At 74.1% G+C, this 24,357-nt stretch carries 19 protein-coding genes; 5 read left to right on the top strand and 14 right to left on the bottom strand.

Going from position 1 to position 24,357, the window contains the following annotated elements; translation table 11 throughout:
- Positions 1-89 precede the first annotated feature (89 nt).
- The 3 genes from ABD358_RS13330 to ABD358_RS13320 all read right to left on the bottom strand — a co-directional run bounded on the left by ABD358_RS13330 (position 90) and on the right by ABD358_RS13320 (position 4,999).
- Positions 90-2,111: an ATP-dependent DNA helicase gene (locus ABD358_RS13330; protein ID WP_344631169.1), complete on the bottom strand. Its 2,022-nt coding sequence runs from the start codon at positions 2,109-2,111 to the stop codon at positions 90-92.
- 78 nt (positions 2,112-2,189) lie between these two features.
- Complete coding sequence (locus ABD358_RS13325) at positions 2,190-2,939, bottom strand: GNAT family N-acetyltransferase (protein ID WP_344631168.1); 750 nt, start codon at positions 2,937-2,939, stop codon at positions 2,190-2,192.
- Between the two features lie 17 nt (positions 2,940-2,956).
- Positions 2,957-4,999, bottom strand: a complete 2,043-nt coding sequence (locus ABD358_RS13320) for an IucA/IucC family protein (protein WP_425576315.1) — start codon at positions 4,997-4,999, stop codon at positions 2,957-2,959.
- 192 nt (positions 5,000-5,191) lie between these two features.
- On the opposite strand from ABD358_RS13320, the gene ABD358_RS13315 reads away from it, so the two are divergent.
- Together ABD358_RS13315 and ABD358_RS13310 are read left to right on the top strand one after the other, a co-directional pair.
- On the top strand, positions 5,192-6,406 hold the full coding sequence (locus ABD358_RS13315) for a trypsin-like serine peptidase (RefSeq protein ID WP_344631166.1): 1,215 nt from the start codon (positions 5,192-5,194) through the stop codon (positions 6,404-6,406).
- A 110-nt stretch (positions 6,407-6,516) separates the two neighbouring features.
- Positions 6,517-7,710, top strand: coding sequence for a trypsin-like serine peptidase (locus tag ABD358_RS13310; RefSeq protein ID WP_344631165.1), 1,194 nt, complete (start codon positions 6,517-6,519; stop codon positions 7,708-7,710).
- An 88-nt stretch (positions 7,711-7,798) separates the two neighbouring features.
- Here the strand turns inward: ABD358_RS13310 and panD are convergent, their stop codons facing one another.
- The 9 genes from panD to miaB all read right to left on the bottom strand — a co-directional run bounded on the left by panD (position 7,799) and on the right by miaB (position 18,282).
- The gene (gene panD, locus ABD358_RS13305; protein ID WP_031508764.1) at positions 7,799-8,215 is read right to left on the bottom strand and encodes an aspartate 1-decarboxylase; all 417 of its coding nucleotides are present in this window, start codon (positions 8,213-8,215) and stop codon (positions 7,799-7,801) included.
- A gap of 511 nt (positions 8,216-8,726) precedes the next feature.
- Positions 8,727-9,035: a chorismate mutase gene (locus ABD358_RS13300; protein ID WP_344631164.1), complete on the bottom strand. Its 309-nt coding sequence runs from the start codon at positions 9,033-9,035 to the stop codon at positions 8,727-8,729.
- A gap of 498 nt (positions 9,036-9,533) precedes the next feature.
- A complete protein-coding gene (gene hflX / locus ABD358_RS13295; protein WP_344631163.1) occupies positions 9,534-11,033 on the bottom strand; it encodes a GTPase HflX in 1,500 nt (499 codons plus the stop codon).
- Positions 11,034-11,207: 174 nt separating this feature from the next.
- Entirely contained in the window at positions 11,208-13,298 is a 2,091-nt protein-coding gene (locus ABD358_RS13290) for a RelA/SpoT family protein (protein ID WP_344631162.1), read from the bottom strand.
- A gap of 83 nt (positions 13,299-13,381) precedes the next feature.
- A complete protein-coding gene (gene dapF, locus ABD358_RS13285; RefSeq protein ID WP_344631161.1) occupies positions 13,382-14,284 on the bottom strand; it encodes a diaminopimelate epimerase in 903 nt (300 codons plus the stop codon).
- Positions 14,285-14,333: 49 nt separating this feature from the next.
- Positions 14,334-14,819, bottom strand: a complete 486-nt coding sequence (locus ABD358_RS13280; protein ID WP_344631240.1) for a hypothetical protein — start codon at positions 14,817-14,819, stop codon at positions 14,334-14,336.
- Positions 14,820-14,925: 106 nt separating this feature from the next.
- Complete coding sequence (miaA, locus tag ABD358_RS13275; protein WP_344631160.1) at positions 14,926-15,864, bottom strand: tRNA (adenosine(37)-N6)-dimethylallyltransferase MiaA; 939 nt, start codon at positions 15,862-15,864, stop codon at positions 14,926-14,928.
- Between the two features lie 117 nt (positions 15,865-15,981).
- Positions 15,982-16,689, bottom strand: a complete 708-nt coding sequence (locus tag ABD358_RS13270) for a class III extradiol dioxygenase subunit B-like domain-containing protein (protein WP_344631159.1) — start codon at positions 16,687-16,689, stop codon at positions 15,982-15,984.
- Positions 16,690-16,764: 75 nt separating this feature from the next.
- Entirely contained in the window at positions 16,765-18,282 is a 1,518-nt protein-coding gene (gene miaB / locus ABD358_RS13265) for a tRNA (N6-isopentenyl adenosine(37)-C2)-methylthiotransferase MiaB (protein ID WP_344631158.1), read from the bottom strand.
- A 251-nt stretch (positions 18,283-18,533) separates the two neighbouring features.
- On the opposite strand from miaB, the gene ABD358_RS13260 reads away from it, so the two are divergent.
- Positions 18,534-19,319: a thioesterase II family protein gene (locus tag ABD358_RS13260; RefSeq protein WP_344631157.1), complete on the top strand. Its 786-nt coding sequence runs from the start codon at positions 18,534-18,536 to the stop codon at positions 19,317-19,319.
- On the opposite strand, the gene ABD358_RS13255 is transcribed toward ABD358_RS13260, so the two are convergent.
- Complete coding sequence (locus ABD358_RS13255; protein WP_344631239.1) at positions 19,231-20,589, bottom strand: class II 3-deoxy-7-phosphoheptulonate synthase; 1,359 nt, start codon at positions 20,587-20,589, stop codon at positions 19,231-19,233. The two genes, ABD358_RS13260 and ABD358_RS13255, sit on opposite strands and share 89 nt — an antisense overlap.
- Before the next feature lie 235 nt (positions 20,590-20,824).
- Between ABD358_RS13255 and ABD358_RS13250 the strand changes: the two genes are divergently transcribed.
- The gene (locus ABD358_RS13250) at positions 20,825-22,348 is read left to right on the top strand and encodes an anthranilate synthase component I family protein (RefSeq protein ID WP_344631156.1); all 1,524 of its coding nucleotides are present in this window, start codon (positions 20,825-20,827) and stop codon (positions 22,346-22,348) included.
- A complete protein-coding gene (locus ABD358_RS13245) occupies positions 22,342-22,995 on the top strand; it encodes an anthranilate synthase component II (RefSeq protein WP_344631155.1) in 654 nt (217 codons plus the stop codon). Before ABD358_RS13250 ends, ABD358_RS13245 begins: the two co-directional genes overlap by 7 nt.
- On the opposite strand, the gene pdxR is transcribed toward ABD358_RS13245, so the two are convergent.
- Complete coding sequence (pdxR, locus tag ABD358_RS13240; RefSeq protein ID WP_344631154.1) at positions 22,982-24,349, bottom strand: MocR-like pyridoxine biosynthesis transcription factor PdxR; 1,368 nt, start codon at positions 24,347-24,349, stop codon at positions 22,982-22,984. The genes ABD358_RS13245 and pdxR overlap by 14 nt on opposite strands.
- Positions 24,350-24,357 lie beyond the last annotated feature (8 nt).

The raw sequence follows: 24,357 nt of genomic DNA, 5'->3' as shown, positions 1-24,357 counted from the left end.
GCGCCGGTCCCGGGGCCCACACATGTTCCCGCCCACACATGTTCCCGGAGCCTCTCGGCCCCCTTCTCCGGCTTCTCCGGTTCCCGGGCCTACCCGGCCTCCTCCGCGGCGGCGTCGATGGCGGCCAGGGAGCGGCGCACCTGGTTGCGGTCGGTGGTGTACCAGAAGTCGGGCATCGAGGCCCGCAGGAAGCCCCCGTACCGCGCCCGTGCCAGCCGCGGGTCCAGCACCGCGACCACGCCCCGGTCCCCCGTCGCCCGCACCAGACGGCCCGCCCCCTGAGCCATCAGCAGCGCCGCATGGGTGGCAGCCACCGCCATGAAGCCGTTGCCGCCCGCCTCCTCGACCGCCTTCTGCCGCGCGCTCATCAGCGGATCGTCGGGGCGCGGGAACGGAATGCGGTCCATCACCACCAACTGGCAGCTGGGACCGGGCACATCCACGCCCTGCCACAGCGACAGCGTCCCGAACAGGCAGGTCCGGGCGTCCGCGGCGAACCGGCGGATCAGCTCCCCCAGGGTCTCCTCCCCCTGCAGCAGGATCGGCAGGTCCAGTCTCCCCCGCAGCTCCTCGGCCGCGGCCTGTGCGGCCCGCATCGAGGAGAACAGCCCCAGGGTGCGTCCGCCGGCGGCCTCGACCAGCTCGGTCAGCTCGTCCAGCATGTCGCCGCGGCTGCCCTCCCGCCCGGGCGGGGCCAGATGCTGGGCGACATAGAGGATGCCCTGCTTGCGGTAGTCGAAGGGCGAGCCGACGTCCAGGCCGCGCCAGCGCGGGACGGCGTCGTCGGCATCGGCGGCTTCGGCGTCCTCGCCGTTCCCTTCCTCGACGCTCCCTTCCTCGACGCGCCCCTCGGCGGTCAGCCCCAGGGAGGCGCCCACACCGTCGAAGTCCCCGCCCAGCTTGAGAGTGGCGGAGGTGAGAACCACCGACCGGTCCTCGAACAGCTTCTCCCTCAGCAGCCCGGAGACCGTCAGCGGGGCGACCCGCAGCGAGGCGCCGTAGCGGTCGTGGCGCTCGTACCAGACGACGTCGTACTCCGAGCCCGTCAGGATGCGTTCGGCGACCCCGTGAACGCTCTCGACGGAGGCCAGGGCCTGCTTGCGGACGGCGTCCTCGTCCTGGACGGATCTGTCCCGGGTGTTGCCCAGCGCGGTGATCACCGTGCGGGCCGCGTCGCGGAGCGCCGCCAGGGCGTACCCGAGGTCCTCCGGAATCTCCTCCAGGCGGCCCGGCAGCGCCAGTTCCATCAGCTTCTCGAAGGACTCCGAGGCGGCCTGGAGCCGGTCGGCGGCCTTTTCGTCGACCAGTTTGGCCGCCCGGCGCACCGCACGGTTCACCCCGCCCGGCGTCAGTTCCCCGGTGGCCGCCCCGGTGACCCGGGAGACCAGTTCGTGCGCCTCGTCGACGATCAGGACGTCGTGGCCGGGGAGCACCGGTGCGCCCTCTATGGCGTCGATGGCCAGCAGCGCGTGGTTGGTGACGATCACCTCGGCGAGCTTGGCCCGCTCGCGCGCCGCCTCCGCGAAGCACTCGGCGCCGTAGGCGCAGCGGGTGGCGCCCAGGCACTCCCGTGAGGAGACCGACACCTGGGACCAGGCACGGTCCGAGACACCGGGGGCGAGGTCGTCGCGGTCGCCGGTCTCGGTCTCGTCCGCCCAGTCCCGCAGCCGCAGCAGGTCCTTGCCCAGCCGGCTGGTGGGGGCGGCGGCCTCGAAGGGATCGAACAGCCCGTCCTCGTCGTCCTGCGGCACCCCCTCGTGGAGGCGGTGCAGGCACAGGTAGTTGGAGCGGCCTTTGAGCATGGCGAATTCCGCGCGCCGGCGCAGGAGCGGGCGCAGGGCCTCGACCGTGCGCGGCAGGTCCCGTTCCACCAGCTGCCGCTGCAGGGCGAGCGTCGCGGTCGCTATGACCGTGCGCTCCCCGTGTGCCAGGGCGGGCACCAGGTACCCCAGCGACTTGCCGGTTCCGGTGCCCGCCTGGACCAGCAGGTGGGTGTTGCCGGCGATGGCCTCGGCCACCGCTTCGGCCATGGCGACCTGGCCGGGACGTTCGGTGCCGCCGACGGCTGCGACGGCGGCGTGGAGGAGCTCTGTGAGGGCGGGCTTGGTCATAGGGATGCCACCTTACGCGGCGCCGCCGACAGTCGCTCCGGGAACGCCCGGTGCGCCCCGCGCGGGCGCGGGGCGGCGTCACAGGACATGGCGCAGGCGCCGGTCGCGGACCATCAGGGCCGCGCGTTTGCCGGGAAGCTCGGTCTCGGCGGCCAGCCGGAAGCCCGCGCCGAGGAAGGCTGCGACGGAGGGGACGTTGCCCACGTCGGGTTCGGCGACGACGCGGTCGCACCGGGGCCTGTTGTCCAGGACGAGGTCCGACACGGCTCGCAGCAGCGCGGTGCCGATGCCGCGGCCGCGGTCCGTCACGCCCCCGATGAGCAGGTGGAGGCCGGTGTCGTGCGGACGGGCCGGGTAGTGGCGGGCGAGCGGGTCGAGGTCGGCGCGGTAGATCTCCCAGTAGCTCATGGGGACGTCGGAGAGCATCCCCAGGCAGGGCACGCTGCGGCCGTCCCCGCCGAGCTGGGCGCGCAGGTGGGCGGCGGTGACCTCGCTGGGGCCGGCCAGCCCCCAGAAGGCCGCCACGACGGGGTCGTTCATCCAGGCGGTGATCAGCCTCAGGTCGCGGTCGAGGCGGACCGGGACGAGCCGGAAGACGCCCGCGGCCGTGGTGACCGGCCCCCAGTCCGCGACGGCGCCGAGCAGGTCCGTCCGAGCCTGGGACGGAGGCGTGTCGTCGTACGACGGCGCGGCCGGCCCCGCGGGCAGGCGCAGGTCGAGGGTGTCGTCCGTGCTGGATGTGGTGAAGGAACCGGGCGCGGCGGACGCGCCGGACGTGAAGAGCGGGGCGGACATGACGGGGTCCGCCGACGGGCCACCTGTGGGCATGCGGGCTCCTGTGCTGGTCAGGGTTTCACCAGGGGGTTGGCGACGGTGACGTAGACGGACTGGGTGTCCACCGGTCCGACCAGTTCGTCCAGTCCGTGCAGCCGGGTGAGGAGGTTGGCCTTGCAGCGCAGGGTCGGGGAGTGCAGCAGCAGGGCGGGCAGCGGCGACCGGCGTCCGCCGTCCGCGGGGCGGTCGGCCTCGGTGAGGAAGTGGCGCAGCGCCGCGAGCAGCAGCCGCTCGTCCGCCAGGCGCTGGGAGCCGAACGCGCCGATCAGGCCCAGTACGTTGTTGACGCCCAGGTAGTAGGCGAAGCGCTCGTCGACGACCTCGTCGTCGACGAAGGTGTCGCCCGCCTCCCCGACGCCCGGCAGCCGCCGCTGGAGCTCCTCGCGGCGGGAGGACCGGAAGTAGTAGCCCTGGTTGTCCCGGTAGCGTCCGCCCACCGGCCAGCCGTCGCCGTCGAGCAGGACCACCGTGTTCTGCTGGTGGGCCTCCAGGGCGATGCCCGCCTCGGCGTCCAGCCACAGCACGGGGCGCACGACGGCGTGGAGGTAGCGCAGGAACCACTCCGCGGCGACGGCGGACGGCGACCGCCCGGTACGGGCCGCGAGGCGGGCGACGACGTCGGCCAGGCGGGAGCGCAGCGCGCCGCCGGGGGCGCCCGGCCAGGGCCGGGGCGAGGTGAGGCCGGCCAGGCACACCGCGTCGTCGGTCGGCCCGAACGGGTTGTGGCGGACGACGGTCTCCAGTCCGGGGACGGGTTCCCCGTCCCCGCCGTCGACGGCGACCCAGGCGGGGTCGCGCACGATGTCGAAGCCGGGGCGGCCGGGGAAGGCGGCGTGCCAGCGCTCGGACAGGCCGGTGCGGAGCAGCCGGTGCGTCTCGACGCCCCGGTGCAGTTCCTTGCGGAGGTTCTCGCGGCGGGAGTTGGTGATCCGCAGGGCCAGCGACAGCTTGAGCATAGCGGGCACGCCGGGCCGGTGGACGGTGCGCACGGAGGAGGTCGGGTACCACCGGTCCCCGTGCGGGCCGAGGTCGTGCAGCAGGCCCGCATCCAGCAGCGCGGCGACGGCCGGCCGGTGCCGCACCTCGCGGGCCTGCCAGGGGTGCAGCGGCAGCGGGACGGTCCCCGCGGGCCGGAGCAGACCGGGTCCGGCCAGCTCGGTGACGAGCTGTTCGGCGGGCACGGTCCGGCCGCGTACGGTCCAGGCGGAGTCGGCGGCCAGGAGGGACCGGTCGACGGCCATCCAGTGCAGGGGGAAGGCGCCGCGCAGCTCCGGGGAGTAGGCGCGCGCCTCGGCGTCGGAGAGTCCCTCGCGGCTCTTGGGCGCGGGGTGCAGGGGGTGGCCGAGGAGCAGGGACTGCTCGCCGTCCAGGAACGGGTCGGCGGCGGGCGGCGGCTCGGGCCGGGCGCGGCGGTCGGCGATGAAGACGGCGGTGCGCCGCACCGAGTCGGCGACCCGTCCCACCAGCGCCGCGTTCTCCCCCACCGTGCTCCCCCGCTCCGCGGTGCCGTGGTGCGCCGCTTCCCGCGCCAGCAGCGCGGCGAGCGTCACCGCGTCGACGGGGGCCGTGCCGGACACGGCCGCGGGGAGGCCGGTGTCCGGGCCGGGCCCCGCCAGGACGGGCGGGCCGAAGCGGTGCCACCCCGTGGCGGACCAGTGCCGGACGGGCACCTCCAGTACCAGGCCGCAGGACGTGAGGGCGACGCGCAGGACCGCCCCGTCGCCGGGCCCGGGCAGGCCGCTCTCGCGCACCCAGCAGCGGAGCAGGTTCTCGCAGGCCGCGGCGTCCGCGGCCCGTACCGGGTCGGGATGCTCCAGCGGATCGCCGGAGCCCCGTCCCGCGGCGGGGCACGGCGGCGCGCCGGCCGCGGCGGAGGCGGCGCCTTCCGCGGCCGTCTCCCCGCGGCTCGGCTGCCGCGGAACGGGGGGCCTTTCCCGCGTCGTCCTCCCGTCCGGACCGGGACATGCGTTCACGGAATTCTCCCTGGGGGGTGAGGGCACCGCACCGGTGCGTGGTCGTCCGGTTCCCGTGGCGCGGCTGGGCGCGCCGCGCATCCGCCCGTACAACGACGCCGCCCCTGTCCGATCACGGTCGCGCCCAAGATCCTTCGCCCGCGGGCGACTTGGAACCGGGGACCCGCCACGCGCCGTCACCGGCATCACCGGCATAGTGGGGGGCCGCCTCTCTCCGAGAGGTTCATGACAAGCCCAGAGGCACAACGTTCCGTTTCAGGGGGATTTTCGCCCATGTCATCTGTGAGCAGGGGGCGGTCCGTGCTGGCCGCCGCGGCGATGGCCGTCGTCCTGGCCGTCACCGCCGGCGCGTGCGGACCGGCGGACGAGGAGACCGACACGGGCGCGAAGCCCGCCGCCTCCGCCCGGGAGGACGGCGACACCGGCGGAGGAGGCCTCGGCGACATCCGCCTGCCGGACGAACTGCCCGCTGCCCTGAAGGACTTCGACCCCGAGAAGTGGAAGAACGGGGAGTGGAAGAACTGGGACAGGGAGGACTGGCTGCGCGAGGCCAAGGACTTCGTCAACCCCATCATCGAGGGCCTGTGGGACCCGGACCGGATGAAGGACGCCGAGGAGAACGACCGCCAGGTCGACGACGCCGACATCGGCGGCGGTGACGGCGGCGGATCGGACGAGGGCGTCACCGACCCCGACCCGGCCCCGAAGAAGGCCCAGCCCGTGCAGACGCCGTACCGGGAGAACGCCCCGGCGGTGGGCAAGGTGTTCATGGACACCCCCCAGGGCGCCATGGTCTGCTCCGGCACCGTCGTGAAGGACCCGCGCAACCCGGGCAGGTCCAACCTCGTCGCCACCGCGGGCCACTGCGTCCACGCCGGCCAGGAGGGCGGCTGGTTCCGCAACGTCGTCTTCGTGCCCGCCTACAACGACGGGGCGCTGGGGGCGGACGAACTGGAGAAGGCCTCCCCGGAGGAGGTCGCCCCGCACGGCGTGTACTGGGCCACCTGGGCGGCGACCACCGACCACTGGATCGCGGAGGGCGCCCGGACGGGCGGGGCGGGAGCCTCGCAGGACTTCGCGGTGCTGCACGTGGAGCCCGAGGAGAAGGGCGGCAAGTCCCTGGAGGAGGCCGTGGGCACCGCGGTGCCGGTCAACTTCGACACCCCGTCGGTGTCCGCGCTCCCCTCCGTGCGGGCCCACGGCTACCCTGCCGCACCGCCCTTCGACGGGCTCACCATGCACACCTGCACCGACAAGCCGGGACGGCTGACCCTGAGCCCGTCGGAGTCCACGATGTACCGGATCGGCTGCACCATGACCGGCGGTTCCTCCGGCGGCGGCTGGTTCGCCCAGGGATCCTCCGGCAAGCCCGTCCTGGTCTCGGTGACGTCCATCGGCACCCTCGACCACACCTGGCTGGCCGGTCCGCGCCTGGGCGACGAGGCCAAGGCCGTCCACGAGGCCGTCAGCAAGAAGTACGCCGGCTGACGCCGGCCGTTCCGTTGCGGGACTCCGTCCGGCCGCCGTCCCCGCCCCCGTACGGGGCGGCCGGCGCCGGACGGACTCCCGCCCGACACCCACTGGGGGACGTACAACCCATGTCACCGATACACAGGCGACGCCCTGCCCTGGCCGCCGCGGCGATGGCCGTCGTCCTGACCGTCACCGCCGGCGCGTGCGGACCGGCGGACGAGGAGACCGACACGGGCGCGAAGCCCGCCGCCTCCGCCCGGGAGGACGGCGACAACGCCGACTTCGACGACCTCGGTCTGCCCAGGAAACTCCCCGACGTCCTGAAGGACTTCGACCCCGAGAAGTGGAAGAACGGGGAGTGGAAGAACTGGGACAAGGACCGCTGGCTGCGCGAGGCCAAGGACTTCGTCAACCCCGTCATCGAGGGCCTGTGGAAGCCCGAGCGGATGAAGGAGGCCGAGGACAACACCAAGACGGTCTCCACCAACGCCGGCACCGACCGGGGAGCCACCGACCCCGAGCCGGCCCCGGTGGACGCCGAACCGGTGAAGACGCCGTACCACAAGCACGCCGCCCCGGTGGGCAAGGTGTTCATGGACACCCCCCAGGGTTCCATGGTCTGCTCCGGCACCGTCGTGAAGGACCCGCGCAACCCGGGCAGGTCCAACCTCGTCGCCACCGCGGGCCACTGCGTCCACGCCGGCCAGGAGGGCGGCTGGTTCCGCAACATCGCGTTCGTGCCCGCCTACAACGACAAGGGCCGCTCCTCGGCCGACGTCGACACCGCGCCGTACCACGAGGTCGCACCGTACGGCGTGTACTGGGCCACCTGGGCGCAGACCACGGACTACTGGATCTCGGAAGGCACCCGATCGGGCGGCGGCGGCGCCCAGGAGGACTTCGCCGTGCTGTACGTCCGGCCGGAGCAGAAGACCGGCAAGTCCCTGGAGGAGACCGTCGGCGCCGCCCTGGAGATCAACTTCGACGCCCCGCAGATGGCCCGGATCTCCGGAGTGAGCAACTACGGCTACCCGGCGGCCCCGCCGTACGACGGCGTGCTGATGTACACCTGCACCGACAGGCCCGGCCGGCTGACCATCGACCCGTCGGCACCGGCGATGTACCGGATCGGCTGCACCATGACCGGCGGTTCCTCCGGCGGCAGCTGGCTGATCGAGGGCGCGGACGGCGAACCGGAGATCGTCTCCGTCACCTCGATCGGTTCGCGGCCCGCCTCCTGGCTGGCGGGTCCGTTCCTCGGCCCGAACGCCAAGGGCGTCTTCGACGCGATCAGCAAGAAGTTCGCGGGCCGGAGCTGACCGGTCCGGGACCCGCGCCCACCGGAGCACCGGGGCCCCGCCGCTCCCGCGGAGCGGCGGGGCCCCGCCGTGTCCGGCGCCGGACCGCTCAGGCCATCGCCATCGGGCTGCGCCGGGTGTCGCTGCCGGGAACCGGCTCGGACGGGTCGGCACCCAGTTCCACGATGCGGTTGTCCGCGTCGACGTGCACGACCGACGGCCGGAAGGAACGGGCCTCCGCGTCGTCCATCTGCGCATAGCTGATGAGGATCACCAGGTCGCCGGGGTGGACGAGGTGTGCGGCGGCACCGTTGATCCCGATCACCCCGGAGCCGCGCCGCCCCTCGATGACGTACGTCTCCAGACGGGCGCCGTTGGTGATGTCGACGATGTGGACGAGTTCCCCGGGCAGCAGGTCCGCCGCCTCCATCAGGTCCGCGTCGATCGTGACGGAGCCCACGTAGTGGAGATCCGCCTCGGTGACCGTGGCCCGGTGGATCTTGGACTTGAACATGGTTCGCAACATGGGTGCACTCCCGCAAGTAGGCTCCCTGCCTGCGTTCGTGCAGGTCAAGGGCTGTTATCACACCTTACAGCCAGTCGTGTGTCCGGGCGGCCTCCCGGGTTCCCCAGAACCCGTGCCGACCGGACGCCGACTTTCCCGACGGTGCGCCGGACGTCGCGAAGGGTGTCCGGGGTTGCTCCCACTCCCCCGGCCGTCCCTTGCGAACGGCCGAGACCAGCCTACGCAACGACCCTCGAAGACCCTCGTGACGATCGCCACACCGGGGTCCGGCTTCCCTGCCCGTCAGGCCGGGACCACTCCGGCCGGTCCGGCGGCACGCGGCATGACCACCGGTCAGCACCGGGACATAGGCGCCGGTTCGGCGCTCCGGGCGGTCGTCGGCCGGTGCGCTCCTGCGACGGGTGACGCGATGCGCGGGAGGCGCCGGGGGCGCGCATGCCACCGGAGCCCGGGACGCGCTTTCCGGTGGACGTTCCGGTGCTCGGGGGCCGCTGCGGCCGGGCGGCGTGGTTCAGGCGTCACCGGGCGCCGCGGTCCGGCGGTGCTCGGCCAGTTCGAGTTCGATGAACGCCCCGACCATGGCCCGCCACACGGCCTCGGCGACCTCGGGCGCCAGGCCGGCGGACTCGGCCCGCAGCCGGGCGGCGGCGATGACGCGCTCGGCCCGGTCCGGGGCTCGCACGGCCTGTTCGTCCGCCTTGAGGGCCGCCGCCGCCCGCACCAGCCTCTGGCGCCGGGCGAGCAGGTCGACCAACTCCCCGTCGAGCGTGTCGATCAGAGCACGGATCCCGGCGAGTGACGGGGCGTCGGGGCTCGGCATGCCGTCATCATTCCACGCGGTGGGCCTCGCAGCAGCCGCCTCCGGCCGTCCGCTCGGTGACCGCGCTCCGGTCCCGCTCCGCCGCCGGCGGTGCCACCGGGGCAGAACGCCGCCCGAAGGTCGCGCCGCCGGGGTCCACGGCGCCGAAGTCCCGGGTCGCCGTGGTCGGCACTTTGGAGCCCCTCGACGCGCCCGTGGCCGACTCGCCGTACAGCAGGGCGCCGGCGGCGGGCCGGGGCGATCCGGCCCGGGCAGCGGTCGGGTGACGCCGTGTACACCGAGCCGCCGGACCCGGACCCGCTCGGCCCGTGCCGCACGACCGCAGACGTCCCCGGAGCCTCCGCGGGCCTCCGGCCCCGGACACGGCGCGCGGCACGGCACCGTCTCCGGGGGATGAGCGGAATCGCGGCCGCCCCTTTGGCACGAACGCGGTACGCGCACCGGGCCCGCCCCCCGTGAAGGGGACGGGCCCGGTGCGCGGCCGTGGGGAGGCGGGGATCAGGCCCCCGCGTCCGCCGTGACGTACGCCCTCAGCTCCGCCGCGAGCTCCTCGTGGACACGGACGGACAGGAGCGTGCCGCCCTCGGTGTGCTCCTCGGAGAGCACCTCGCCCTCGGCGTGGGCGCGGGAGACCAGGTCACCGCGGGTGTAGGGCACCAGCGCGGTCAGCTCCACGCCCGGACGGGGCAGTTCCCGGTCGATCGTCTCCAGCAGCTCGTCGACGCCCTGGCCGGTACGCGCCGAGACCGCGATGGCGTGCCTCTCGGCGCGCAGCAGCCGCGCCAGGACCAGCGGGTCGGCCACGTCCGCCTTGTTGACCACGACGATCTCGGGCACGTCCGTCGCGCCGACGTCCCGGATCACCTCGCGCACGGCGGCCAGCTGCTCCTCCGGCGCCGGATGGGCGCCGTCGACCACGTGGAGGATCAGATCGGCGTCGCCGACCTCCTCCATCGTGGAGCGGAAGGCCTCGACGAGGTGGTGCGGGAGGTGCCGCACGAAGCCGACGGTGTCGGCCAGCGTGAACGCCCGCCCGCTGGGCGTCTCGGCACGGCGCACGGTCGGGTCCAGGGTGGCGAACAGCGCGTTCTCCACCAGGACGCCCGCGCCCGTGAGCCGGTTGAGCAGCGAGGACTTGCCGGCGTTGGTGTACCCGGCGATGGCGACCGAGGGCACCTTGTTGCGGCGCCGCTCCTGCCGCTTGATCTCGCGGCCGGTCTTCATCTCCGCGATCTCCCGGCGCATCTTCGCCATCTTCTCGCGGATCCGCCGCCGGTCCGTCTCGATCTTGGTCTCACCGGGACCGCGGGTGGCCATGCCGCCGCCCGCGGAACCGGAGCCACCGCCACCCATCTGCCGGGACAGCGACTGGCCCCAGCCGCGCAGCCTGGGCAGCATGTACTGCATCTGCGCGAGCGAGACCTGCGCCTTGCCCTCGCGGGACTTGGCGTGCTGGGCGAAGATGTCGAGGATCAGGGCGGTGCGGTCCACCACCTTGACCTTGACGACGTCCTCCAGGTGGATCAGCTGGGCGGGGCTGAGCTCACCGTCGCACACGACGGTGTCGGCCGCCGTCTCCACCACGATGTCGCGCAGCTCCTGGGCCTTGCCGGAACCGATGTAGGTGGCCGGGTCGGGCTTGTCACGGCGCTGGATCACCCCGTCGAGGACGACCGCGCCCGCCGTCTCGGCGAGGGCGGCCAGCTCCGCGAGGGAGTTCTCGGCCTCCTGCACCGTGCCGGAGGTCCACACGCCCACGAGCACCACGCGCTCCAGGCGGAGCTGCCGGTACTCGACCTCGGTGACGTCCTGGAGCTCGGTGGACAGGCCCGCGACCCTGCGGAGCGCGGCGCGCTCGTGACGGTCGTACTGGTCGCCGTCGCGCTCGCCGTCGACCTCGGGGATCCAAGCGACGTCCTCTTCCATCAGGGCGTCGGCTCGGCGGTACGACTCGGCGGTGCGCTGGCCGTTCTGCGGAAGGAAGGAAGAGGAGGTCATTGTGTCCTTACGTCGTAGAAGTGAAGGTATCGGGATAACGCGCACGGCATCCGGAACATTCCCCGGGAGCGGGAAAGAACTCCGGCCCGGGCCGCGGCCCCGACCACGATGATGGTGACACGGCGCGGCCCGGCCGTCACCTGGTTTGCGCGGCGGTCCCCGTCCCCCGGACGGCTACGAGGAGCCCTGGTCACGGGTGGCGCGCACGACGTCGTAGACGCCGGGGACGTCCCGCATGGCCCGCATCAGCCGGGGCAGGTCGCCGGCGTCGGGCAGCAGCAGGGTGTACGTGTGCCGCACCCGGTGCTCCCGCGGGGGTTCCACCTCCGCGAAGACCACGGCGGCGCCCTCCGCCGCGATGGCCTCGGTGAGGTCGGCGAGCAGGTGCGGGCGGCTCAGCGACTCGGCGTACAGCGTCACCCGGCAGCCCGCGTCGGACGCCTGCCACCGCACGGGTACGGTCTCGCGTCCGGCGGCGGTCATCCGGGCCACCGTCGGGCAGTTCTCCCGGTGGGCGGTCACCGCGCCGCCCCTGACGGCGAAGCCGACCACGGCGTCGGGCGGCACGGGCGTGCAGCAGCGGGCCAGCCGTACGGGCGCGCCGGGCGGCTCGGTCACGGCCGCCGGTTTCTCGCGGACGCGTTCCGCGCGGACGCGCTCCGCGGCGCCGCCGGCCGCCGGGGCGTCGGCCTCCGGCTCCGGACGGGCCGCGTCCTGGGCGCGGGATTCGCGGGGACGGGAGTCGAGCCAGGCGCGGATGGCGATCCGCGCGGTGGGTGTGCGGGCGTGCTCCAGCCACTGCGGGGAGGGGCCGGAGGCGCCCTCGGGGGCCATCAGCAGTTGCAGCGCGTCGCCGTCGCGCAGCACGGTGCCCAGCGGTGTCAGCTGCCCGTCCAGCCGGGCCCCGACCAGGGCGTGCCCGGCCGCGCCGTAGCGGGCGTAGGCGGCGTCCACGCAGGTGGCGCCCGCCGGCAGGTGGAGGGTGGCGACACGGCCGGTGCCGCCCGGGTCGGTGCAGAAGACGGTGATCTCGCGGTCCTGGGCCAGGTCGTCGCGGAGTTCGGCCCAGAAGGTGTCCGGGTCGGGGGCGTGGCTCTGCCACTCCAGCAGGCGCTCCAGCCAGCCGGGCCGGGTGGGGTCGGCGCGTTCGCCGCCGTCGGCCGCCTCGTCGCCGGAGGTCCGGTGCGGGTCGCCGAGCGCGATCACTCCGGCCTCGGCGACGCGGTGCATCCGGCGGGTGCGCACCAGGACCTCCGCCACCCGCCCCCGGGGGTCGGCGAAGGCGGTGTGCAGCGACTGGTACAGGTTGAACTTGGGGACCGCGATGAAGTCCTTGAACTCCGACATCACCGGGGTGAAGCAGGTGTGCAGCTCCCCCAGGACCGCGTAGCAGTCGGCGTTCTCGGCGACCAGGATCAGCAGCCGCCCGAAGTCGCAGGGCCCCAGCTCGCCGCGTTTGGCCAGGACCCGGTGGACGGAGAGGAAGTGCCGCGGCCTGATGAGGACCTCGGCGGCGATGCCGGCCTCGCGCAGCACGGCCCGTACGGACTCGGCGATCTCGGCGAGCGGGTCGGGGCCGGCGTTGTGCTCGCGGATCAGCTCCCGGGTGCGGGCGTACTCCTCCGGGTGGAGGACGGCGAAGACGAGGTCCTCCAGCTCGGTCTTGAGCGCCTGCACCCCGAGCCGCTCGGCGAGCGGGATCAGCACGTCGCGGGTGACGCGGGCGATCCGCGCCTGTTTCTCGGGCCGCATCACGCCGAGGGTGCGCATGTTGTGCAGCCGGTCGGCGAGCTTGATGGACATCACCCGGACGTCGTTGCCGGTGGCGACGAGCATCTTGCGGAAGGTCTCCGGCTCGGCGGCGGCGCCGTAGTCCACCTTCTCCAGTTTGGTGACGCCGTCGACGAGGTAGCTCACCTCCTCGCCGAACTCCTCCCGTACCTGGTCGAGGGTGACGTCGGTGTCCTCGACCGTGTCGTGGAGCAGCGAGGCGGTCAGCGTGGTGGTCTCGGCGCCGAGCTCGGCCAGGATCAGGGTGACGGCGAGGGGGTGGGTGATGTACGGCTCGCCGCTCTTGCGCATCTGGCCGCGGTGCGAGGACTCGGCCAGGACGTACGCGCGGCGCAGGATGTCGAGGTCGGCGCCGGGGTGGTGGGCGCGGTGGGCCTTGGCCACGTGCTCGATGGCGTCGGGGAGGGCGTGACGGGAGGACGACCCCAGGAGGGCCGCACGACCGAGCTTGCGAAGGCTCCGTACTGCGCTCAAGGCACCTCCCACTGCGCCGGGGGGCTTGATCCTACCGAGCTTGCCATGCGCCGCGTGCCGCCTCCCGTTCACAATGGCCGGGATCACCCGTTCGAGCGGTCATTCTCCCGGACGGACGCGAACCAGTCGGGGTCGAGGGCGCCCTCGGCCACGATCACCGCCGGTCCGGTCATCTCGATGCCGCCGTCCGCGTGCTCGGTGATCACCAGCCGCCCGCCGGGCACGTCGACGGTGTAGGTGACCGGGGCGCCGTCGGCGGCCGGGTCCGCGCCGTCGCGGCGGGCGGCGGCGACCATCACGGCGCAGGCGCCCGTGCCGCAGGAGCGGGTCTCGCCGGAGCCGCGCTCGTGCACCCGCAGGGCCACGTGGCGGGGCCCGCGGTCCACGACGAACTCGACGTTGGCTCCCTCGGGGTACGCGTCGGCCGGCGCGACGGCGGGGGCCGTCAGCAGGTCGCCCGCGTGGGCGAGGTCATCGACGAAGGCGACGGCGTGCGGGTTTCCCATGTTGACGTTGCGGGCGGGCCAGCTGCGCTCGCCCACGGTGACGGTGACCGACGGGCCGGGTCCGCCGGGCAGCCGCGCGGCGCCCATGTGGACGGTGACGTCGCCGTCCTTGGCCAGGTGCACCCGGCGCACACCCGCCCGGGTGGCGACCGCGAGGTCTCCGGCGTCGGCCAGACCGGCCCACTGGAGGTACCGCGCGAAGACCCGCACGCCGTTGCCGCACATCTCCGCGATGCTGCCGTCGGCGTTGCGGTAGTCCATGAACCACTCGGCCTCGCCGGCCATCGCCCGCGCCTCGGGGTGGGCCGCGGAGCGCACCACGCGCAGCAGGCCGTCCCCGCCGATCCCGGCGCGGCGGTCGCACAGCCGGGCCACGGCCTCCGGGGACAGGTCCAGCGTCCCGTCCGGGTCGGGGATGATCACGAAGTCGTTCTCGGTGCCGTGTCCCTTGAGGAACCGCACGGGCGCTGCGTTGTCCACGGTGTCCATCGTACGGGGGCCCGTACGGGCGCCGCCGGGCCGTCCGTCCCTAGCGGAGCCGGGCGACGCGCCAGACCGCCAGGACGACGAGCGCGGCGGCGACGGCGGTGTACAGGGCGACCAGACGCCAGTCGGGCCGTTCGCCCGAACCGCGCGGCGGCAGGCCGGGCCAGCCCAGACCGGCGCGGCGGGCCGCCATCATGCCCCAGCCCGCGGCGCAGCAGCTGAGCAGCAGGCCCAGCATGGCGACCACCGCTCCACCGTCGCCGAGTCCGAAGGCGAGGGGGAAGGCGAACATCAGCGAACCGATCGCCGCCAGGCCCACGATCGGCGCGATCTGCCACAGGCGCAGCCGCCGGGGCGGGCGGAGCTCGCCGTAGGACTCGCCGCCGCCCGCGACGGCCTCCTCCGGGACGTCCGGGACGTCCGGAACGCCCGGGTCCGGGGGACCGTCGTGTCCGGCACCGTTCCCCGGACCGTCGGCCCCGACCGGCTCGACGGCCGGTTCCTCACTGCCACGAGGGCCGGCCTCCATCGCCACGTGCCCTCCCAACTCCGGCTGTACGGCTCACCCGAAGCCGATGATGGCACGCCCGGGCGGCCGTCCACGGTCGGCGGCGCGTCCCGATGCCATGACGTGATCAGGCTGTGACCGCTCGTTCGAGGAGGGCCAGGGCCCGCTCGGCGAGGTCCCCGCGGCGGTCGGCGGAGCCGTCGAGCCAGTGCACCCGGGGGTCCCGCCGGAACCAGGAGTCCTGGCGCCTCGCGAAGCGCTTGGTCGCCCGTACGGTCTCGGCGCGCGCCTCCTCCTCGGTGCACTCCCCGGCCAGCGCGGCCAGTATCTGCTGGTAGCCCAGGGCGCGGGAGGCGGTGCGTCCCTCGCGCAGCCCGGCGCGTTCCAGCGCGCGCACCTCCTCGACGAGCCCGGCCTCCCACATCCGGTCCACCCGGCGGGCGATCCGCTCGTCCAGTTCGGGGCGGGCGACGTCGACACCGATCTGGAGGGTGTCGTAGACGGACTCGGGGCCGGGGAGGTTGGCGGTGAAGGGGCGCCCGGTGATCTCCACGACCTCCAGGGCGCGGACGATCCGGCGGCCGTTGCCGGGCAGGATGGCCCGGGCGGCCTCCGGGTCGACGGCGGCGAGCCGGGCGTGCAGCGCCCCGGAACCGTGTTCGGCCAGTTCGGCCTCCAGCCGGGCGCGGACCGCCGGGTCGGTGCCCGGGAACTCCAGGGCGTCGATGGCGCCGCGCACGTACAGGCCGGAGCCGCCCACCAGTACGGGCGTGCGCCCCTGGGCCAGCAGGCGGTCGATCTCGGCGCGGGCCAGCCGCTGGTACTCGGCGACGCTGGCGGTGACCGTGACCTCCCAGACGTCGAGGAGGCGGTGCGGGACGCCCTGGCGCTCCCGGGGCGTCAGCTTGGCGGTGCCGATGTCCATGCCGCGGTAGAGCTGCATGGAGTCGGCGTTGATCACCTCGCCGTCCAGGTGCCGGGCGAGGGCGACGCCCAGGTCGGACTTTCCGGCCGCGGTGGGGCCGACCACGGCGATCACACGGGGGGTGGGGGGTGCGCTGCTCACGGGGCAAGTCTCCCAAACGCCCGGCCCAGGCTCCGAACGAGTGATGCCGTGCGGCGGGGCTGCGGTGGGTGGCGGCGGGCGGCGCCCGTCTTCGGTCGGGGCCGGCTCACGGCCGGCTCATGACCAGCTCGCCACCAGGTACCCGACGCCGTACGGCGCCCGGTCGTACAGCAGGCGGCCCTTCAGCCCGGCGCCCTCCGCCGCGCCGGCCAGCACCTGCCAGCCGGCTCGTCCGCACGCCCCCAGTTCACGCGCCGTCCCCTCGTCCAGCGCCAGCAGCGCCTCGGTGTCGGCCCGCTCCAGGGCCCGGGCCGCGGCCGCGTCGAAGGGGGCGGCGCGCTCGTCGAGGTGGCCCGGCGCCTTCTCCGTCCGGCAGTTGGTGCCGTCGCCCATCACGAGCAGGGCCACGCGCCCGGCGCCCTCCGCGAGTTCCCGTCCCTCGGCCGCGCAGCGCTCGCCCGGCAGCGACTCCTCCACCGCGAGGCCCTCGACGGGCGCGGCGCCCCAGCCCGTGCGCTCCAGCAGCCAGGCGCCCACGGCCAGGGACGGCGGCAGGGGGCGGTCGGCGGGCCCTCCCGGACCGAGGCGGACCTCCAGGCCGACGCCGAAGGGCGCGAAGGAGCCCACGGCCCCCTGCGGATGCCTGCCCCGGCCGGACGGGTCCGCGGCGCCGACGACGTGGAGGCGGTCGGGACGCGCGGCGGCCAGGACGGCGATGGCGTCGTAGCAGGCGGCCCGCGCGTCGTCCATCTCGTGCGCGGCGCCCCGGGCGACCTCGGGCACCAGCAGCGGCGGGCATGGGCATACGGCGGCGGCGACAAGCATGGGGCGCAGCCTACCGCCGCACGGCGTCCCCGCCGGAGGGTGTGCGGCGGGGACGCCGGTGCCGGTCGGAGCGGTTCAGCAGGTGCGGCAGCCGTCCGGGGCGGCGGGCAGCGGCGCGGGGACGCCGACGGTCGGCAGGCCGAGCATCACGCCCTTGCCCGCCGGCGCGGGCGCGGCGTTGCGCCGCTCCCAGGCGTCGCCGGCGCGGGTGCGGCGCACCGCCAGCGCCGGGCCCTCGGCGAGGAGGTGGTGCGGGGCGGCGTAGGAGACCTCGACGGTGACCATGTCGCCCGGGCGGACCGGCTCGTCGGGGCGGGTGAAGTGCACCAGGCGGTTGTCGGGGGCCCGGCCGGACAGCCGCCGGGTGGCGTCGTCCTTGCGCCCCTCGCCCTCGGCGACCATGACCTCCAGGGTCCGGCCGATCTGCTTCCTGTTCTCCTCCCAGGAGATCTCCTCCTGGAGGGCGACCAGACGCTCGTACCGCTCCTGCACGACCTCCTTGGGGATCTGCCCGTCCATCTCGGCGGCCGGGGTGCCCGGGCGCTTGGAGTACTGGAAGGTGAACGCCTGCGCGAAGCGGGCCTCGCGCACCACGTGGAGGGTCTGCTCGAAGTCCTCCTCGGTCTCGCCGGGGAAGCCCACGATGATGTCGGTGGAGATCGCCGCGTCCGGGATCGCGGCCCGGACCTTCTCGATGATCCCCAGGTAGCGCTCCTGCCGGTAGGAGCGGCGCATCGCCTTCAGCACGCGGTCGGAGCCGGACTGCAGCGGCATGTGGAGCTGCGGCATCACGTTCTCGGTCTCGGCCATGGCGGCGATGACGTCGTCGGTGAAGTCGCGCGGGTGCGGCGAGGTGAAGCGGACCCGCTCCAGGCCCTCGACCCCGCCGCAGGCCCGCAGCAGCTTGGAGAACGCCTCGCGGTCGCCGATGTCGGAGCCGTAGGCGTTGACGTTCTGCCCCAGCAGCGTGATCTCGGTGACGCCCTCGGCGACCAGTGCCTCGATCTCGGCGAGGATGTCGCCGGGACGGCGGTCCTTCTCCTTGCCGCGCAGCGCCGGGACGATGCAGAAGGTGCAGGTGTTGTTGCAGCCAACGGAGATGGACACCCAGGCCGCGTACGCGCTCTCGCGCCGCGTCGGCAGCGTGGAGGGGAACGTCTCCAGCGACTCGGCGATCTCGACCTGCGCCTCCTGCCGGACGCGGGCGCGCTCCAGCAGCACCGGCAGGCTGCCGATGTTGTGGGTGCCGAAGACCACGTCGACCCAGGGCGCCCGCCTGACGATGGTGTCGCGGTCCTTCTGAGCCAGGCAGCCGCCGACCGCGATCTGCATCCCCGGCCGGGCCGCCTTCTTCGGCGCGAGGTGGCCGAGGTTGCCGTACAGCTTGTTGTCGGCGTTCTCCCGCACCGCGCAGGTGTTGAAGACGACCACGTCGGCGTCGCCGTCGGCGCCCTCGGGCGCGCGCACGTAGCCGGCCTCCTCCAGGAGGCCGGCGAGACGCTCGGAGTCGTGGACGTTCATCTGGCACCCGTAGGTGCGGATCTCGTAGCTCTTGCCGACACCCACTGCCCGGCTCCGGTCGCTGCTGGTCATGCACACAAGGGTAGGCGGTTCCCGGAACGCTCCCCGACCCCGAGCCCGGGTTCCGCGCCCGGGGCCGCGCGGCGCCGTCCCCCCGCGGCGGATCCCGGCCGGAGCCCCGCCCCCGGCGGCGCGCGCACGTCTGCGCGGGTCGCCCCTCCGGGGAGCGCCGGTGTCCCGGGGCCGGGCCGTCAGCGGACCGTCAGCGGTGGACGGGACCATGAGGCCGTCACGGACGGCATCCGGGGTTGGAGGGCAAGGCGATGTGGACACAGTGCGTCGAGCCGAGGCCGTTCGCGGCACGGCGGCTGATCTGCTTCCCCCACGCCGGGGGCTCCCCCTACTTCTTCCGCTCCTGGAGCAGGTCGCTGACGGACCACGAGGTCCACTCCGTGTGCTATCCCGGCCGCGCCGAGCGCATCGCCGAGCCGCCCGCCACCGAACTGGTCCCCATGGCCCGCCGGATCGCCGAGGCCGTCCGCCCGCTGCTGGACGGACGGCCCACCGCGCTGTTCGGGCACAGCATGGGCGCGATCGTCGCCTACGAGGTGGCCGGGGCGCTGGAGGACGAGGGCCTGGAGGTGGCCCATCTGTTCGCCTCGAGCGCCCGGGCGCCACGGCTGATGCGGCCGGACCCCGACGCGGCCGCGGCGTGGGACGAGAAGTCCATCGCCGAGACGCTGATCGAGCTGGGCGGCACGGACGCGGAACTGCTGCGGAACCCCGCCTTCGTGGAGCTCGTCATGCCCTACATCGACGCCGATTTCCGCATGCTCGCCTCCTACGGGCCCCACCGGGCGGCTCCGCTGAGGTGTCCGGTCACCGCGCTCGTCGGGGACCGCGACCCGCGGGTGGACGCCGGGCAGGTGTCCGCCTGGAAGGAGTCGACCCGCGGCCGGTTCCGGATGCGGACGCTCCCCGGGGACCACTTCTACCTGGCCTCGGAGCCGCCCTTCGCGGTCATCGGGGAGGCGTGGGAGCGGGAGACGGCCGGTCCCGGTACATCTCGGCGAGGCGGAAGGCCAGATCCAGCGACTGGGCGTGGTTGAGGCGGGGGTCGCAGGCCGTCTCGTAGCGGTGGTGCAGATCCTCGGGCAGGACGGCGTTGCCGCCCCCGACGCACTCGGTCACGTCGTCGCCGGTCAGTTCGACGTGGACGCCGCCGGGGTGGGTCCCCAGCTCCCGGTGGACCTCCACGAAGCCCCGGACCTCCTCCATGACCGTGTCGAAGCTGCGGGTCTTGTGGCCGCTGGCCGCCGTGACGGTGTTGCCGTGCATCGGGTCGCTGACCCAGCACACCAGGGCGCCCTCCGCGGTCACCTTCTCCACCAGGACGGGGAGCGTGTCGCGGACACGGTCGGCTCCGGCGCGGACCACGAAGGTCAGCCGTCCCGGCTCGCGCCGCGGGTCGAGCCGGTCGACGAGGCCGAGCACGCTGTCGGGTGTCGCGGACGGGCCGATCTTGACGGCGATCGGATTGTGGACGCGGGAGAAGTACTCCACGTGCGCGCCGTCCAGGTCACGGGTCCGCTCGCCGATCCACAGCAGATGGCCGCTGGTGGCGTAGGAGCGGCCGCTTCCCGGCTCGGCGCGGGTCAGCGCCGACTCGTAGTCCAGCAGCAGGCCCTCGTGCCCGACGAAGAACTCGGCGGTTCCCAGCTCACGGGTGTCGACGCCGCACGCCTGCATGAAGGCGAGGCTGCGCTCTATCTCCCCGGCCAGCTCCTCGTAGCGCTCGCCGGCCCGCGAGCCGGCCACGAAGCCCCGGTTCCAGGCATGGACCTGACGCAGGTCGGCGAACCCGCCGGTGGTCAGAGCCCGGACGAGGTTCAGCGTCATCGCGGAGCTCTCGTACATCCGCCGCATCCGCGCCGGGTCGGGGCGGCGGGCCTCCGCCGTGAACTCCAGGCCGTTCACCGCGTCGCCGCGGTACGAGGGGAGCTCGACGCCGTCCCTCCGCTCGACCGGGCTCGACCGCGGCTTGGCGTACTGCCCGGCCATCCGGCCGATCTTGATCACCGGCAGGGCGGTGGCGTGGGTGAGGACGACGGCCATCTGCAGCAGCGTCTTGAGCGTCCCGCGGATCGCCTCGGTGGTCGTCCGCGCGAAGGTCTCGGCGCAGTCGCCGCCCTGCAGCAGGACGGCCTCGCCCCGGGCGACCGCGGCCATCCGGCGGCGCAGCAGGTCGCACTCGGCCGCGAAGACCAGCGGGGGCGCGGCGGACAGCCACCCGGTCGCGGAACGCAGCGCCTCCCCGTCGGGCCACTGTGGCTGCTGTGCCGCGGGAAACGCACGCCATGAATCGGCGGGAGAATTCATCACACGGAACTCCTCGTGTCTTTTCCTCGGCGTCGCGCCGACCGAATCGGAATTCGGAGCGGGTTCCTTTTCAGCTCAGCCCAGCCCCCGCTCCCGGGTCAAGCGTTTTCCGAGTGGTACGCCCCCGACGCAATCGATTGGTCTGGCACGGGATTCCCGGACGCTGTTTTGCTGGACACGACAGAGCGACCGGCCCGTGGAAACGCCGGCGGCCCCGACCCACTGGGAGTTGACCATGCCGACAATCGAACGAATCGGGGTGCGGATCGCCTCCGACGACCTGCCGCCCCACGACCCCCTCGACCTGTACACGCGCCTGCGGGGGTTCCACCGGCAGGAGGAGGTCTTCCTCTTCGAGAGCGTGGAGGGCTCCGGCCGGGACCGGCGCTCGGCCGTCGTCGGCGTCGGGCGGCTGGCCGAGATACGGATGTACGACGGGCATGTGGACATCGACGGGGCCCCCGCCGTCGTGCGGGCGCTCGTCCTGGCGGGCGAGCAGGCCGGACTGGTCGCGGAAGGCACCGCTCCCGCGCCCGGGGTGCGGCGGCTGCGCATCACCGACGCCGACCGGTTCTGGGAGCTGCCGGCCCGGGCCCAGCGGCTGTTCGCCGTGGACACCGACGTACCCGTGACGTCCTACGCCTTCGGGTTCCTGACCTCCCTGGCGTACGAATCCGTCTGGCACATGGAGTCCCTGCCCGAACGCACCAAGGCCCCCCACGGCCCCGACGTCACGCTCACGCTCTTCCGCGACACCGTCTGGTACGACCTCGTCCGGGGGACGGTGCGCCTGCTGCGGGCCGAGAGCGACGCGTTCACCGAGCGGACGGCGCCGGCGGAGACGATCGCGGCGGCGGCCCTGGAGGCGGCCGGGAACACGGCGGACGGGCCCGCCCCGGACGTGCCCGGCGCGCCCGCACCGCTCTCGGTGCACGACAGCGTCGACCGCGAGACGTTCCTGGAGTGGGCCGACCGGTGCCTGGAGCACATCCGGGTGGGGGACATCTACCAGATCCAGATCGGCCACCGCATCGACGTCCGCACCGAGCTGACCCCCCCGGACGTCTACCGGCGGCTGCGCGGCCGCAACCCCTCGCCCTACCTGTACCTGATGCCCCGGGCGGGCGGCATGCTGATCGGCGCGAGCCCCGAGCTGTTCTTCCGGATCGAGGGCGGCGAACTCGTGATGCGTCCCATCGCGGGCACCGCCCCGCGCGGACCGGACGAGGAGGAGAACGCGCGGCGGGTCAAGGAGATGAGGGAGAGCGTCAAGGAACGCGCCGAGCACATCATGCTGGTCGACCTGTGCCGCAACGACATCGGCCGGGTGTGCCGGCCCGGCACTCTGCCGGTGGACCGGCTGATGGCGGTGGAGGGCTACTCCCACGTCTTCCACCTCGTCTCCACGGTCTCCGGCCGCTTGGAGGAAGGCGTGGACACCTGGCAGGCGGTGCGCGCGACGTTCCCGGCGGGGACCATGACCGGCGCGCCCAAGGTGCGGGCCATGGAGATCATCGACAGCCTCGAACGCGAGCGGCGCGGCAGCTACGCGGGCGCGGTGGGCCTGGTGGACGTGCGCGGATGGAGCGAACTGGCCCTGTGCATCCGCACCATCGAGTACGACGGCACCACATACTCCACCCAGAGCTCGGCGGGCCTGGTGGCGCAGTCGGAGCCCGAGGCCGAGTGGCGGGAGACGCTGGCGAAGATGGGCGCCGCCTACTGGGCGCTGACGGGGGAGGAGCTGCTGCCGTGCTGACGGGGGAGACCGCGGACAAAGCCGTGCCGGGCCGGGCGGCCGACGGGCCCAGGGTGCTGCTGATCGACGCCTACGACAGCTTCGTGCACATCATCGAACGGTATCTGCGCCACCTCGGTGCGCGGACGCGGGTGGTTCGCTCCCTGACCCGCTCCCCCGACGAGCTCGCCGCGTGCGGACCGGATGCGGTGGTGCTCGGTCCCGGCCCCGGCCATCCCGCCGAGTCGGGCCACGTCGAGTTGGTGCACCGCTTCGCCGGCCGGGTTCCGCTGCTCGGCGTCTGCCTGGGCCACCAGGCCATCGCCCTGGCCTACGGAGGCCGGGTGGAGGTGGCCGACCAGGTGATGCACGGGCGGACCAGCACCGTGCGGCACGACGGCAGGGGCGTCTTCGAGGGCCTGGGCACCCTGCTGGAGGCGACCCGGTACCACTCGCTGGTGGTCTCCGAGCCGCTGCCCGGGGAACTGGAGACCACGGCCGTCGCCGCCGACCACAGCTATGTGATGGGGCTGCGGCACCGCACCCTGCCGGTGGAGGGAGTCCAGTTCCACCCCGAGAGCATCATGACCACCGGCGGGCTGACGATGCTGGAGAACTTCCTGGCGACAGCGCGCGGTGCCGGGGCGGCCGGACTCACCGGCGGCTGACGACCTCCCCCAGCGTGCGGACGGCCTCCGCCACCCCCGAGCGGGGCAGGTGCGCGTGGTTCACCACGAGGGCGGGCGCGCTCCGCCGGGGGCGGAGGCGGAAAGCGGCGCCGCCGCGCACCGCGACCGAGCGCCGCAGCGCCCCGGCCACCACCCCCGCCTCGTCGGTGTGCCGGGGCAGCCGCACGTACGCGTGCAGGCCGGCCGCCCTGCCGGTGACCTCGGCTCCCGGCAGGTGGCGGTGGACGGCCTCCTCCAGGGCGTCACGGCGTCTGCGGCAGTGGGAGTTGAGCCGCCGCAGGTGGCGGTCGAGCAGCCCCCCGCGCAGCATCTCGGCGAAAGCCAGCTGGGTGAGTACGTCGGTGCCCAGGTCGTGCCGGGCCCGGGCCCTCAGCAGCCGGTCCAGCAGGTCCTCCGGCGCGGCCAGCCACCCCAGGCGGAGCCCGGGCGCCAGTGTCTTGCTCGCCGTGCCCGCGTACACCACGTGCTCGGGAGCCAGGCGCTGCAGGGCCAGGGGGCGGGGGCCGCGTTCGTACCACAGGCCGCCGTCGTAGTCGTCCTCGACCACCAGTCCGCCGGTCTCCCGCGCCCAGCGCATCAGCGCCTCGCGGCGCCGGGCGGAGAGGGCGACGCCGGTGGGGAACTGGTGGGCGGGGGTGACCAGGACGGCGCGCACCCCGGAGGCGGCCAGCGCCTCGGTGTCGATGCCCTCCTCGTCGACGGGGACCGGCACCACCCGCAGCCCGCTCTCCCGGACGAACTGCCTCTGCCCGGGGTGGCCGGGGTCCTCGATGCCGATGGCGGCGGTCCCGTCCTCCCGCAGGACGGAGCAGAGCAGACCGAGCGCCTGGGCGAATCCGGCCACCACCATCACCCGTTCGCCGGTCGCGCGCACGCCGCGCACCCGCCCCAGGTAGCGGGCCAGCTCGACGCGGAGACCGGCCTCCCCCGCCAGCGGCGGGTAGCCGTGGTCGGCGGAGGCCGCCGACCACAGGGCGCGCTGGTAGCAGGCGAGCCACTCCCGGCGCGGGAACGGCGGCAGGTTGCGCCCTCCGGTGTGCAGGTTCCAGCGAACGGCGGGCACCTCGCCGCCCTCGTCCAGCAGCGCCGGCACGACGGGTTCGGGGCTCAGGTGGCGGACCACCCGGGTGCCCGCGCCCTGGACCGCCTCCAGGTACCCCTCCGCGACGAGCTGGCCGTACGCCTCCACGACCACGCTCCGGGAGACGGCCAGGTCATGGGCGAGCCGGCGGCTGGAGGGCAGCCGGGTTCCGGGATGCAGGACGCCCTCGGATATCTCCCTCCTGATGAAACTCTGGATCTGGGCGGTCAGGGATACGCCGGAATCCCTCACGATTTCGA

The organism is Streptomyces glaucosporus (assembly GCF_039533345.1).
Taxonomy (GTDB): domain Bacteria; phylum Actinomycetota; class Actinomycetes; order Streptomycetales; family Streptomycetaceae; genus Streptomyces; species Streptomyces glaucosporus.
This window is presented reverse-complemented; position numbering and strand designations above follow the sequence as displayed.